13 protein-coding genes are annotated in these 12488 nt (G+C 54.5%); 8 read left to right on the forward strand and 5 right to left on the reverse strand.

Annotated elements, in window-relative coordinates:
- Window positions 1-4: 4 nt before the first annotated feature.
- Complete coding sequence (locus AC1EKG_RS03420) at window positions 5-1633, forward strand: DUF6020 family protein (RefSeq protein ID WP_004805947.1); 1629 nt, start codon at window positions 5-7, stop codon at window positions 1631-1633.
- Here the strand turns inward: AC1EKG_RS03420 and AC1EKG_RS03425 are convergent.
- Window positions 1630-2055 (reverse strand): GtrA family protein, encoded by a 426-nt coding sequence (locus AC1EKG_RS03425; RefSeq protein ID WP_004805949.1) that lies wholly within the window; start codon window positions 2053-2055, stop codon window positions 1630-1632. The two genes, AC1EKG_RS03420 and AC1EKG_RS03425, sit on opposite strands and share 4 nt — an antisense overlap.
- A 51-nt stretch (window positions 2056-2106) precedes the next feature.
- On the opposite strand from AC1EKG_RS03425, the gene AC1EKG_RS03430 reads away from it, so the two are divergent.
- Genes AC1EKG_RS03430 through galE form a run of 3 tightly spaced genes read left to right on the forward strand, consistent with a single transcriptional unit; the run spans window position 2107 to window position 4769 of the window.
- The gene (locus AC1EKG_RS03430) at window positions 2107-3249 is read left to right on the forward strand and encodes a 5-(carboxyamino)imidazole ribonucleotide synthase (RefSeq protein ID WP_004805951.1); all 1143 of its coding nucleotides are present in this window, start codon (window positions 2107-2109) and stop codon (window positions 3247-3249) included.
- Window positions 3246-3761 (forward strand): 5-(carboxyamino)imidazole ribonucleotide mutase, encoded by a 516-nt coding sequence (gene purE / locus AC1EKG_RS03435; RefSeq protein WP_004805953.1) that lies wholly within the window; start codon window positions 3246-3248, stop codon window positions 3759-3761. The genes AC1EKG_RS03430 and purE overlap by 4 nt, the downstream gene beginning before the upstream one ends.
- Window positions 3762-4769 (forward strand): UDP-glucose 4-epimerase GalE, encoded by a 1008-nt coding sequence (gene galE, locus AC1EKG_RS03440; RefSeq protein ID WP_004805955.1) that lies wholly within the window; start codon window positions 3762-3764, stop codon window positions 4767-4769.
- Between the two features lie 49 nt (window positions 4770-4818).
- Here galE and AC1EKG_RS03445 read toward each other — a convergent pair whose 3' ends face one another.
- The 4 genes from AC1EKG_RS03445 to AC1EKG_RS03460 all read right to left on the reverse strand — a co-directional run bounded on the left by AC1EKG_RS03445 (window position 4819) and on the right by AC1EKG_RS03460 (window position 8414).
- Window positions 4819-5850 carry an LCP family protein gene (locus AC1EKG_RS03445; protein WP_004805956.1) on the reverse strand — a complete coding sequence of 344 codons (1032 nt, stop codon included), beginning with the start codon at window positions 5848-5850 and terminating at the stop codon, window positions 4819-4821.
- A gap of 242 nt (window positions 5851-6092) precedes the next feature.
- A complete protein-coding gene (locus AC1EKG_RS03450; protein WP_004805958.1) occupies window positions 6093-7376 on the reverse strand; it encodes an LCP family protein in 1284 nt (427 codons plus the stop codon).
- Window positions 7373-7729: a DUF2304 domain-containing protein gene (locus tag AC1EKG_RS03455; protein ID WP_004805959.1), complete on the reverse strand. Its 357-nt coding sequence runs from the start codon at window positions 7727-7729 to the stop codon at window positions 7373-7375. The genes AC1EKG_RS03450 and AC1EKG_RS03455 overlap by 4 nt, the downstream gene beginning before the upstream one ends.
- 7 nt (window positions 7730-7736) lie before the next feature.
- Window positions 7737-8414 carry a glycosyltransferase family 2 protein gene (locus tag AC1EKG_RS03460; RefSeq protein ID WP_004805962.1) on the reverse strand — a complete coding sequence of 226 codons (678 nt, stop codon included), beginning with the start codon at window positions 8412-8414 and terminating at the stop codon, window positions 7737-7739.
- 194 nt (window positions 8415-8608) lie between these two features.
- Here AC1EKG_RS03460 and AC1EKG_RS03465 point away from each other — a divergent pair, with 194 nt between their 5' ends.
- Genes AC1EKG_RS03465 through AC1EKG_RS03480 form a run of 4 tightly spaced genes read left to right on the forward strand, consistent with a single transcriptional unit; the run spans window position 8609 to window position 12488 of the window.
- Entirely contained in the window at window positions 8609-9199 is a 591-nt protein-coding gene (locus tag AC1EKG_RS03465) for an acyltransferase (protein WP_004805964.1), read from the forward strand.
- Window positions 9200-10300, forward strand: a complete 1101-nt coding sequence (locus AC1EKG_RS03470; protein WP_004805965.1) for a DegT/DnrJ/EryC1/StrS family aminotransferase — start codon at window positions 9200-9202, stop codon at window positions 10298-10300.
- Entirely contained in the window at window positions 10300-11286 is a 987-nt protein-coding gene (locus tag AC1EKG_RS03475; protein WP_004805967.1) for a Gfo/Idh/MocA family protein, read from the forward strand. The genes AC1EKG_RS03470 and AC1EKG_RS03475 overlap by 1 nt, the downstream gene beginning before the upstream one ends.
- 38 nt (window positions 11287-11324) lie before the next feature.
- Window positions 11325-12488, forward strand: a complete 1164-nt coding sequence (locus tag AC1EKG_RS03480) for a glycosyltransferase (protein ID WP_004805970.1) — start codon at window positions 11325-11327, stop codon at window positions 12486-12488.

The raw sequence follows: 12488 nt of genomic DNA on the forward strand, positions 1-12488 counted from the left end.
TTCTATGCGAGCATCTCTTAGCAAGGTTTGGGACTTCCGTTATATCGGCTTTGTCCTAGTCGGAGGATTAGCGTTCGCGGTAGTGAACATTGTGGGCCAAATAGTGGCTCACCAGCTCAACCCGGCTGTTCCTGTTGCTAGCCCGTACCGGTTCATAAAGTATTTTTTGCTTGGCGCAATTGCCAGTGCATTTTTAGCATGGGGTGGACGCACTAACTGGGCGGCGCGTAGGCGCATTTTGCCTCGCCTCCAACTGAACCTCAGTGCTTTCGCTATCTTCGTAGCTGCATGGCTAATACCGCTCGTACGTTTTTGGCCAGCAGTGGCAATGAACGATTCTTGGGCAGTTTTCGAAGGGCCATTAGAAGTCTCGAATCAGCACCCCCTCGGATTCGGAATCTATCTGACCGGGCTGACGGCTGTGGGAGAATATCTGTTCGGTAGTCAGGCAGGAGGAATTGCTTTTGCCTCTGTAGTCCAGGTGCTTCTGTGGGCCGCCGGGCTGGTGTATGTGGTAGACGCTCTGAACGTAATGCGCGTGCGCACCCCCCTTGTTGTGGGCTTTATTATTTATGCGGCGTTTTTCCCTGTGGTGAGTGACTACGCAATAGCCCTGGTAAAAGATTCCCCATTCATGCTGGGAATTGCCATGCTCAGTGTCATGCTGGTGAGGATCTTCAATAGTAGGGGGAAGCCTTTCACCCGCCCCGCGTTTGTCGCCCTCTTCGTGGTGGTACTGGTCGTAATAAGTGCCAGTCGAAACAACGGAACATTGCTTGTTCTAATTGCGCTAGTGTGTGCCGTTGGCTGGGCAAAAGGACGTAGAAAAGTTGCGGCCTTGGCGGGTATTGCTGCGTTGGTTATAGGCTCTATCCCAGCAGTCATATCCTCCCACTATGCAGGTCCCCATAAATATGCGGAATCAGTTGGGGTTCCGCTTCAGATGATTGGGTACACGATTAAGGTAAATAGAGGTTGTTTGCCGCCGGATGATCTGGCCTTCTACAGTAAAATTTTCCCGCTCGATCTGTGGGCACATGTCTATGATCCTGTGACTATCGATTCGGTAAAATACAACCCGAAGTTCCAGTGGGGCTACATACAGGAGCACAAGGAGGAATTTCCAAAGCATTTCCTCAGTTCCGCTTTATCTTGCCCGCGTAATTTTGCGCGCGCCTACATAAACCACACCTACCCATACTGGACTGCGTCAGGGAATGAAATCGGAAGTACTACCCAGTCCACTTTTACCCAGTTAGTTAGCAACGAGACCAACTACCAATATGGCTACACTGCAACTTTGCGCAAGCACGGCGTGGTCAATCAATCTCAATTGCCGCAGAAAGCGGACGAGGTGTTTAACGCGAGTTGGCTGCCTGTGCTGAAGAAGACTCGCGGCACAGGAGCATGGATGTGGGGACTAGTGCTAATTTGTGTAGCAGCGCTGCGATATGGCAGAAGGGACGTTCTAGTGTCCCTATTGCCGTCTGCAGTTATCATGGGGACGCTATTTCTTGCCTCTCCTCACTCGCTAGTGTTCAGGTACTCGGCATTCCTTACCCTCACAGTTCCACTAGCGTTGCTTCTGCTGTTCTCTGCTAAAGAGCGGCGCAAAGTCGCGACCCCCAATTAGGGGTTGGGCGTGAAAACCAGGTATTTGTACAGGAAATACCGGGTGATAGTTCCAAATGCCAGCCCCACAACATTTGCTGAAATTGTATCTGCGAAAGCCGATGTGAAGCCCAGTAGATAGTGGCTAATGCAGAGGCATATAAGAGGGGGAATCATGCCGATCACATTGGCTAGAGCGAACTCGAAGGCTTCTTTCACAAGGTTGGCACTGTTGGGCATTTTGAAAGCCCAATTCCTATTTATTGACCAGGAAAAAGCGGTAGCGACGCACACAGCAATAACCTTGCTGAGGAGCGGGAAGAGCCCTAGATAGAGCAATAAATCCAAAACCCCTGTGTCGACGATCCAGGCTAAACCTCCACACACCCCGAAACGCCAGAGCTGACCCCAGTTAGGGCTCATGATTTTTGAAATATATTGCACGTACCCACCTTATGCGAAGGTGTTTCGCCCTCCCAAAGATAGAATCCAAGTGTGAGTGCACCAATTATTGCAGTAGTCGGAGGCGGGCAGCTAGCCCGCATGATGCAAGAAGCCGCCAACGCGTTGGGAATCCATCTGCGGGTTTTAGTCGAATCGACTGAAGCCTCTACAGCGCAGGTGGTTCCAGATTCGCCCGTTGGGCAGGCAGATGATGAAAAGGCAGTCGAAGAGTTGGTAACCGGCGCCCAGGTTCTAACCTTTGAACACGAGCACGTGCCGAACGCCTTCCTTGAAACTTTGCCGGTACCAGTAAGGCCCGCACCTGCCGCGTTGGTCTATGCGCAAAATAAGTTGCGGATGAGGCAGGTAATGGACAAGATTGGGGCTCCAAATCCGCAGTGGGCCGAAGTCGCAAGCAGGGGAGAACTTGCCGACTTCGCAAGCCGGGTAGGTCTTCCTCTAATATTGAAGACTCCTACCGGAGGTTATGACGGTAAGGGAGTCTTGAAGATTCAAGATCTAGCTGAGGCACAGGACTGGCTCGATCGCTTGGAGGACGGGCAAACCCTCCTGGCGGAAGAAGCCGTTCCATTTGATAAAGAATTAGCGGTGCTCCTCGCCCGCCGTCCGTCCGGAGAAGTAAGATGCTGGCCGGTGGTCCAGACGATCCAGGAAAACGGGGTCTGCTCGGTCGTGTTAGCTCCGGCACCCGACCTGTCCGACCAAATTGACCAACAGGCACGGGAACTGGGCGAACGCATAGCTACTGAACTAGATGTAACTGGTGTTCTGGCAGTAGAAATGTTCGCAGTAGGGGACGGCGCAGACACCAAGCTGTACGTGAACGAGCTGGCTATGCGCCCGCACAATAGTGGGCATTGGACCATCGAGGGCTCGATAACTTCACAATTCGAGCAACACCTGCGCGCAGTACTGGATCTGCCCTTAGGAGACACGGCCCCAGTTAGTGATGGTGCGGCTATGGTGAACCTGCTGGGATCCGAACTTGAAGAGCCACGCGAAGCCTACCCCCGTGCGCTCGCGGAAGTTCCCGAAGCCAAGGTGCACTACTACGGCAAAGGGGTCCGCCCGGGACGTAAACTAGGTCACGTTACGGTAGTTGGCGCCGATGCGAGCGAATGCGCTCGGAAAGCTCGTAGGGTTGTCGATATTTTGCAGGGGAAGGAAAAATGAAGGTTGCAATTGTAATGGGTTCAGACTCCGACTGGCCCACCATGAAGGCTGCCGCGCAGGAGCTGACTGCGCTCGGTATCGACTATGACGCAAAAGTTGTTTCCGCTCATCGGATGCCTGCGGACATGATCGCGTTCGGAGCACAGGCAGAAGAGGCCGGTTACAGCGTGATTATTGCGGGAGCCGGCGGAGCGGCACATTTGCCGGGCATGCTTGCAGCAGTAACTCCGCTCCCAGTCATCGGTGTGCCTGTGCCGCTCAAATATCTTGACGGCATGGATTCGTTGCTTTCTATTGTGCAGATGCCCGGGGGAGTACCGGTAGCTACCGTTTCCGTAGGCGGAGCAAAGAACGCTGGTTTGCTTGCGGCCCGAATCTTGGGCGCCGGAGAAGGAGAAGGGGCTCGCAAGATTCGCGAGGCCATGAAGAAATATCAACAGTCGCTGCGCGAAGTAGCCATTGAAAAAGGCAAGCGGCTTGATGCAGAGCTAGAACAGATTAGAGGGGAATAAATGAGTATTTTAGTTGCTGGAGGCGCCGGCTACATCGGCGCGCACGTGGTTCGACTCCTGGCCGACAGGGGCGAGGACGTAGTGGTGGTCGATGACCTCTCTTATGGCAAAGCTGACCGCATCGGCGATGCGAAGCTTGTCGAACTGGACATTGCAAGCGCCCAGGCGCCGGAGAAGCTGGCGCAGACTATGCGTGAAGAGAATGTTAGCGCTGTGATCCATTTTGCTGCGCGGAAGCAGGTTGGCGAATCCGTAGAAAAACCGACGTGGTATTACCAGCAGAACATTGGTGGCCTAGCAAATATGCTTCAGGCTATGCAGGAAGCTGATGTCAAGCAGATGATCTTTAGCTCTTCGGCAGCCGTCTATGGCATGCCTCCCGTAGAGGTAGTCAACGAAGACATAGAGAAGCACCCGATCAATCCATACGGCGAAACGAAACTTATCGGCGAATGGATGATGGCCGACTGCCAGAGGGCGTGGGGACTCCGGTGGATCGGATTGCGCTACTTCAACGTCGCCGGTGCCGGTTGGGATGACTTGGAAGATCCCGCAACGCTAAACCTCGTTCCCATGCTGCTTGACCGCCTGGCAAACGGGGACAACCCGAAGATCTTCGGCACAGACTATGACACTCCTGACGGTACCTGTATTCGCGACTACATCCACATACTGGATTTGGCTGACGCGCATCTTTCCGCCCTCGACTATGTGGCTTCCGGAAAGGAAATGAACTACCACACCTTCAACGTGGGAACCGGCAAGGGCACCTCGGTGCGGCAGATTGTAGATGGGCTCCGCGAAGTCACGGGACTGAAGTTCACTGCAGACGAGCTCGACCGCCGTGCGGGGGATCCGCCGCAGCTAATTGGTAACGCGTCCCGGATTACCGAAGAGCTCGGTTGGAAGGCAAAATACGACGTCTCGGATATCTTGAAATCTGCATGGAAGGCATGGCAGGCGCACGACCGCGCCATCGATGTTGAGGCCTTCAACGCGGACAAGTAGATAGAAAAAGGTGGTTGGGAGAGTCCCCCAACCACCTTTTTTATACCCTTTATTCGTCTACAGACTGGAAATCGGCTTTAGTAAGAGTGCCCTGCTTTACCTTGGAAAAGAACTCCGGCGCCCTCTCTTCGTCTAGGAGTACGGTGGAGCCGGCGCCCTCGACATAGTAGTCGGTGGTCCCAATGGGGGGAATACCGGTAAGTCCGGCAGAAGAAGCGTTCTTATAGGCCAGTCCAAGTTTGGCCAGCGAAATAATCCCAGTGTCCGGGTCAGTAGTTAGCGACTCGGCTACCGCGCCCCCAAGTGCTACGTGCCTGAACGGATTGATAATGGAGGCGGGGGAGAGCCCCTTCTTCAGCACCTGATTTACAACCTGTCGTTGCCTGTCAGCTCTACCCAGATCACCGCGTGGATCGAACTTCCTCATCCTAGAAAAGGCAAGTGCAGTCTTCCCGTCGGCATCATGGCAACCGGCTTTCCAGTCTAATTTAGCCTCCGGATCCTGAACTGTTAGATCCATACAGAGGTTGACGCCACCTACCGCATCAACCATCTGTTCAACTCCGCCCATTCCTATTTGCACGAAATGGTCAACTCTTATTCCAGTCAGTTTTTCAACCGATGTAACTAGGAGCGGCGCGCCGCCATAAGCGTAGGCAGCGTTCAGTTTGTTATAGCCCCAGTCTGGGATATCTACCAGAGTGTCCCTGGGCAAGGAGATAGCTACCGACTGTCCATTGGCGGCCTTGTGGATGAGCATGATTGAATCGGCCCGGTGCCCCTCGGTACCGTCTGGGCCAATGCCGCTCTTCCCCTCGGAGGTATTGCGTTCGTCCGAGCCGGCCAGCAAATAGGTTTGTCCCGACTGCTCGCCTACGTTATCTAAAGCTTCGGTGTGGCCAAGCTTGGAGTTGGCCCATAGCAAGAGGCCTAGCGGCCAACAGATCAGCATCGCGACAAGCGCCAGCACGATCGGTTTAGCAGTGAAGTGGTATCGCCACCTGGGCGCCCGTTTGCGCAAATTGGACAGCCCGTTTGGATTTTTTGGTCGGGGCCGTACCTGCGGGGGAGTGCCTTGCACCGGTCGCCTTTGCGTGCCAGGTGCGAATGACTGCGGGGAACTAGTAGTCCTTCTTGCACGCGATGGCGCGTACGAGGGCGGGACCGTTGCGGAGGAGGGAGAATATCGGTCTTGGCGAGGGGCACCTTCGGTCGCGGAGTTTGGTCGATACGTATTCCGCGGAGCAGGTCTGCCGCTAGAGCCTGCAGCAGAGCTAGTGGTAGGACGCCGCCGCTTCTTCGGTTGGAAGGAAGGTGGTGTACTCACGGTTCGCATTTCTCCTGTGCGGCTTTGTTGGAGTCTTCTACAGCTGCTCCCACGGGGGAGGAAGTCTCTGTTGTCGGCGTTTCGCTCGGGGTGGACTCGGATTCAGTTGGCTCTGGCTCGGACGATGAAGGAGCCGGCTCCGGCTTGGCTGACTCTTCCTTCTTCGGAGTCTGCTTGGGCGCGGGAGGTTGAATCACGTAAGTCTTCGAATTTCCATCGCGAACCGACAAGCCGGTAGGTAGGTCAGTATCTTTAATGAGCGCTTCCCACACCTGCTGGGCCTGGTCAGAGAAAATGACTCGATCCGGATCTAGCGGGTAGGGCTCGTTGGGAGCCGTGGCAAAGCGAACATTAGCGGGATCGATCGACCTCAGAGAATTGCCGAACCCGCCCAGCGCTGCGAGCGATGAAAAGCCGGAGGAAACTGTAAGCGAAGAGAGCCCCGCCTTAGTGAACCCGTACAGCGAAGATAGGTCTGTCAAAAGATTCTTCTTTAGGGCCGTGCGGATCATAATCCCTAGGAGGCGCTGCTGGCGTTGGATCCTCGAGAGATCTGAACCATCGCCAATGTAGCGCAATCTGGCGTAACCAACCGACGCCTTGCCATTCAGGTGGTTGCAGCCCTTCTTTAGATCAATGTGGGCCTGCTCGTCGCTTATATCCTCATCAAGCCAGAGCTTTAGGCCGCCAAGTGAATCGACCATCGAGGAGAAGCCATTGAAATCGGCAAGCACATATTCGTCGATCCGAACGCCCGTGTTGGCCTCTACAGTTTTCTTGGCACATTCGATGCCCGCTACGGTATCCGAGTTGCCAGCTGCCTCACTGAATGCGCTGTTAACTTGGCCAAAGCTTTCCTCTGTTTCGCCGCCGCCCTCGGTTTTACAAGACGGCAGATCAACCATTGTGTCGCGAGGGATAGATATGACGGAAACAGATTTCCTGTCCTTGGCAATGTGGGCGATCATCATGGTGTCTGAGCGCATGCCCTCGACTCCGGTGTCTTCGCCCTCGCCGGATTTGCCGGAGCGAGTGTCCGAGCCTAAAACAAGCACGTTTACTGCCCGTCCCGCGTAGTGATCGTAGGGAAGGAAGCCCCCGCGACCGCCCGCAACGTTAAGCGAATTGTTCAAATCCTGGTAGAACAGTATGCCTGCTGTAACGAGGAATACTGCAAATGCCAAGATCGCGATCCCAATCCGCGTTGGCCAGCTGCGCCCTCTGGGTAGCTTTGATGCATGCGTTGGGTGGTCACGATACAATGCGTGCCTATTAGTCATCGCTCTATACTATTGCTCGATTCAGGTTTTTGGGCGTTCATGATAGCTAGTTCACGTGCTAGTTTTGTGATTTTGCGCTGCTGAAAGTGCGACCGTTTCGACTGGTAAGCCAGCGAGGCGAAGAACGCGATAACAAGCAGGTATAGCAACAGGTCGGCGCCACGCTGAACCCCAACCATGGCTGCCACCTTCGAGGTGATGGATGGCCACAAAATGGCAATAACTGCGAGTAGTGCGAATATCGAGATGGAAAGGCGCCGCAGGGCGAGTTTCTTGTCTGAACCTTCGCGGGAGCGGATCAGTAGTACGGCTACGGCAAGGATTCCGACGATAAGAATTACTTTAATCAGCATGGTTTCCTCAGTGAAGCAGAAGGTCAGTGACGATATTGATGGAATTCAGCAGGGACTGTCCCTTCGCCCGTGAATAGTCCGTGTAACGAATGTGAACCGGCAACTCGGACCAGGGGAGTTTGGTGGCGGCAAGTTTGCTCACAATCTCGCTTGCGTGAGCCATCCGGTTTTGGTTCAGATAAATTCGCTCCACAGCGTCGCGGCGCAAAGCGCGTAGACCATTGTGCGCGTCGGTGAGCTTCAGACCGGTCTCAATGCGAGTGACGAATGCGGCGGTCTTCAGCACTAGCTGCTTGATCTTCCCGGCCTCGATATTGCCGCCTAAGAAACGGGAGCCAAAAATTATGGCCTTGTCGTTTTCTTCGGCGTACTGGACCATCGCTAGGGCATCGGAAGTTTGATGCTGTCCGTCGGCATCAAATGTCACAACATACTTGCCGTTAGTTTTGCGAAGAAAATACGAAAACCCGGTCTGAAGGGCTGCCCCCTGCCCCATATTGATAGGGTGGGTGAGCACTGTAGCGCCAGCTCTTAATGCTTCCTGACCAGAGTCGTCTGTGGAGCCATCATCTACACAAATAATGTTGGGAAACACTTTTAGGGTGTCCCGAATGACCTGGCCAATTACTTCGGCCTCGTTATAAAGAGGCATAACCAGGTACGTATTGGTAGTGAGAGAAGACATGGTAACAGTGTTGCACAAGTTCCGTTAAAACTGCTTGACAAAGAGGGCGTGCCCCTGGTGAAAAGTGTCATGCTGACATGCCCCTTGCCAGGTGAAGGCTGATCTAATGTGGCCTCTAGGCGGTTTGTCATAGTCGTATTTAACGAAAATAAGCTAACGTGTTTGTGTAAATAGTAAGGCCCAAGGGGAGGCTCATGGTTCGGATAGTTGACACTGCAGACGTGTCTGATGAGGCAAAGATTGGCGAAGGCTCTTCGATCTGGCATCTAGCCCAGGTACGTGAACATGCAGTCCTAGGTGAAAATTGCGTCGTCGGCCGTGGGGCTTATATCGGCGAGGGCGTGCAGCTAGGAAATAACTGCAAGGTGCAAAACTACGCGCTGGTATACGAGCCCGCCAAGATTGCAGATGGCGTGTTTATCGGTCCAGCTGTCGTACTTACGAACGATCACTATCCACGGGCGGTCAATCCAGATGGCTCGCTCAAATCTGCTTCTGATTGGGAGCAGGTAGGAGTAACTATCGGACAGGGCGCTGCAATTGGGGCTCGTTCGGTATGTGTAGCTCCAGTGAAGATCGGGCCGTGGGCACTGGTTGCCGCAGGCTCAGTAGTAGTAAAAGATGTACCTGCTCACGCGTTAGTTGCGGGAGTTCCTGCCAAACAGATCGGTTGGGTAGGAAAAGCAGGGGTTAAGCTTGAAAGTGTTTCAGAAGGATACCGCTGCCCGCAGACAGGTATGCTTTACAAGGAAGAAAACGGCGAACTGACGGAGGTTTGCGAATAAATGTCTAAGGAATTCATTCCTGCAGCCAAGCCACTAATTGGCAAGGAAGAAGAAGAAGCTGTCCAGCGGGTGCTGGAATCCGGGATGGTCGCACAGGGCCCTCAGGTCGCAGCTTTTGAAGAGGAGTTCTCGGCCCAGATGGCCAAGGGAGCTTCCTCCTGTGCAGTCAACTCGGGTACCTCGGCATTGCACGTTGGTTTGCTGGCTGCCGGGATTGGTCCTGGCGACGAAGTTATTGTTCCTTCGTTTACGTTTGCGGCTACCGCTAACTCGGTAGCAATGACCGGCGCCAAGCCGGTATTTGCTGATATCGAGGCCGACTACTTCAACCTCGATCCGAAGCATGTAGAAGAGCAGATTACCGAGCACACTAAGGCCATCATGCCGGTGCACCTTTATGGACATCCGGCCAAGATGGAGCAGATTGTAAAGATTGCTCAGGAACACAACCTCTTCGTCTTTGAAGACTGTGCTCAGGCGCATGGAGCCACCTTGAATGGCAAGCAGGTTGGTACCTTCGGTGCGTTTGGTGCCTTCAGCTTCTACCCGACCAAGAACATGACGGCCGGTGAAGGCGGCATGATCACTACCTCCGATCCAGAGGTGTTGCGTCGTGCCAAGATGATCCGTAACCAGGGCATGGAAAAGCGTTACGCGAATGAACTGGTTGGCGTCAACAACCGTATGACCGACATTAACGCTGCGATCGGCCGCGAACAGCTCAAGAAGGTTGGCGCCTGGACCGAGACTCGCCAGCAGAACGCGAAGTACCTCTCTGACCACATCGAGGGCGTGATTACTCCTAAGGTCATGGAAGGGGCAACTCACGTCTACCACCAGTACACGATCCGTGTTGAGTCCGATCGCGATGGCTTCCAGCAGGCTCTGAAGGACGAGTACCAGATCGGTTCCGGTGTCTACTACCCGATTCCGAACCACAAGCTTCCTTCTTTGGCCGAGTACGCGCCGAATTTGGAGCTGCCTGTCACGCAGCAGGTGGCGGAGCAGTGCCTGTCGCTGCCGGTACACCCGTCCTTGGATCAGGAAGATCTGGAGCGGATCGTCGAGGCAGTCAATAAGCTCGCTCAGGCAGGTGCATAGTGGCTAACCTGCGTTACGGCCTGATCGGCCTTGGCTCCATGGGGCGCCACCACGCCCGCAATATCCGTGCCCTAGAGGGCGTGGACCTGGTAGCCGTGGCGGATCCGTATGGCGATAAGTTTGGAGTTGCCGGAGACCTGCCGGTGTTGCCAGACGTCGAGGCTTTGATTGAGCAGAACCTAGACGCAGCCATGGTTGCTGTGCCTACCGCTTTCCATGCCGAGACCGCATTGAAGTTGGCAGCTGCTGGCGTTCACACGATGGTAGAAAAGCCGCTTGCCTCTTCGATCGAAGATGGCGAGGCCATGGTAAAGGCATTTGAAGAGGCGAATCTGGTTGGCGCTGTAGGTTACGTTGAGCGCTGCAACCCTGCCTTGCTCGAAATGCGTAAGCGCATCACTGAGGGCCAGCTAGGGAAGGTTTACCAGATCTCCACTAGGCGGCAGTCGCCGTTCCCGGCGCGTATCTCGGATGTCGGAGTTGTGAAAGACTTGGCAACCCACGATGTCGATCTGACCGCATGGGTAGCCGATTCTGCCTACGAGACCATTTCTGCGCAGACCACCTATAGGGCAGGGCGCGAATTTGAAGACATGGTTATTGCTTCTGGCAAACTGAAGAACGGTATTCTGGTCAACCATACTGTCAATTGGTTGAGCCCCTTCAAGGATCGCACCACTGTTGTTCTAGGAGAGAAGGGTGCCCTGGTAGCCGAGACCGTCATGGGAGATCTGACCTTCTACGAGAATGGCAAGGCACCTCTTGGCTGGGATCAAATCCGGAATTTCCGCGGCGTATCCGAAGGTGAAGTTACTCGTTACGCCCTGCAGAAGCGGGAACCGCTCGCAGTCGAACACGAGCATTTCCGGGACGCCATCCTAGGTAAGGCCGAAGAACACGTCACCATGCGGGAAGCATTGACGACGATGAAGGTCATTCAGGGGATTTTGGACTCTGCCGAATCCGGCAAGGCTGTCTCCTTCTAAGCTGCCAGAAGAGGGAAATATTGCACTCTAGAGGATCTATGAAGTCGATCAAGCTAGTATCGCGCATATTCTCTCCGGAGGTTGCAGCTGCTACATTGCGCCTCGATGCAGTGGTGGAAGCACTACTGCATCGAGGCTGCGCTGTTAACGTCCTGACAACTACGTATGAGCGCACCGGCAGTGAATCGAAAGGTGCCCTTCGGATAAGTAGATGGCCAGCATTGCGTGATTCCGAGGGCTACCTGCGGGGCTACGTGCAGTACGCATCTTTCGATGTCCCGCTGCTAGCGCGGCTGCTCTTTTCTAGGTCTGCCAGTGCCGTGTTAGTAGAACCTCCTCCAACAACGGGAGTGATGGTTCGCATTGCAAGTTTTCTGAAACGTGTGCCCTACGTCTACTACGCTGCTGATATTTGGTCTCGCGCAGCGGACGGAACGGTTCCTTCAATCGTGTCGAACACGTTGAGGGCGATCGAAAAATTCGCGATTCGAGGCGCGGCAAAGGTCGTAGCGGTTAACGAAGATGTCGCTTCCATTTGTCGGCAAATGGGCGCTAGTGACGTACGAGTCGTGCCGCAGGGCGTAGATACGACAGTTTTTTCCAGTTCGGGTGAGGTTCCCACGCCGGCGCAGAAAGCAGCCATCGGACTGGGGGAGCGGCCATATCTGCTTTACGGAGGTAACGCTAGCGAGGTTCACGGAGCCGAGATCTTTTTGGGCGCCTTTGAGCAAATAGTCGACCAAGTAGATTTCGATTTGGTGTTCTTCGGTAGGGGCACTAGCTGGCAAGCGTTCGCGGAACGCTCCAATACGGGGAAGCTACGAGGACGAGTCCACGTAAATGGCCTTATCGCGCCCGGTGAACTAGCAAAGTGGTTACGAGGAGCGAAGGCTTCCTTGGCCTCTATTCACCCCGATAGTGGCTACGAACTGGCATACACTACGAAAGCACTGTCGTCCTTTTCTTGCGGGACGCCGTTGCTCTACGTAGGGCAGGGGCCAACGGCGCAAGATATCCGCGATGCCCATCTTGGGATAGTAGCCGGCTATGACGCTGGCCAAGTAGCTAAGGCGATGATTACGGTAGCCGCCGAGCAATGGCCGCGTCAGCAGATTCGCAAATGGGCCGAAGAAAATAAGTCGATCTCTAGCTCTGGCATGCAGGTAGCACAGATTCTGCTAGAGGCATCTAAAGAAGGTTAG

This window comes from Winkia sp. C0117E2 (assembly GCF_056590455.1).

Excerpts from the sequence above, each read along its gene's own strand:
- AC1EKG_RS03465 (WP_004805964.1), top strand. The coding sequence starts at position 8,609 with ATGGTTCGGATAGTTGACACTGCAGACGTGTCTGATGAGGCAAAGATT.
- galE (WP_004805955.1), top strand. The coding sequence starts at position 3,762 with ATGAGTATTTTAGTTGCTGGAGGCGCCGGCTACATCGGCGCGCACGTG.
- AC1EKG_RS03420 (WP_004805947.1), top strand. The coding sequence starts at position 5 with ATGCGAGCATCTCTTAGCAAGGTTTGGGACTTCCGTTATATCGGCTTT.
- AC1EKG_RS03460 (WP_004805962.1), bottom strand. The coding sequence starts at position 8,414 with ATGTCTTCTCTCACTACCAATACGTACCTGGTTATGCCTCTTTATAAC.
- AC1EKG_RS03480 (WP_004805970.1), top strand. The coding sequence starts at position 11,325 with ATGAAGTCGATCAAGCTAGTATCGCGCATATTCTCTCCGGAGGTTGCA.
- AC1EKG_RS03455 (WP_004805959.1), bottom strand. The coding sequence starts at position 7,729 with ATGCTGATTAAAGTAATTCTTATCGTCGGAATCCTTGCCGTAGCCGTA.
- AC1EKG_RS03470 (WP_004805965.1), top strand. The coding sequence starts at position 9,200 with ATGTCTAAGGAATTCATTCCTGCAGCCAAGCCACTAATTGGCAAGGAA.
- AC1EKG_RS03450 (WP_004805958.1), bottom strand. The coding sequence starts at position 7,376 with ATGACTAATAGGCACGCATTGTATCGTGACCACCCAACGCATGCATCA.
- purE (WP_004805953.1), top strand. The coding sequence starts at position 3,246 with ATGAAGGTTGCAATTGTAATGGGTTCAGACTCCGACTGGCCCACCATG.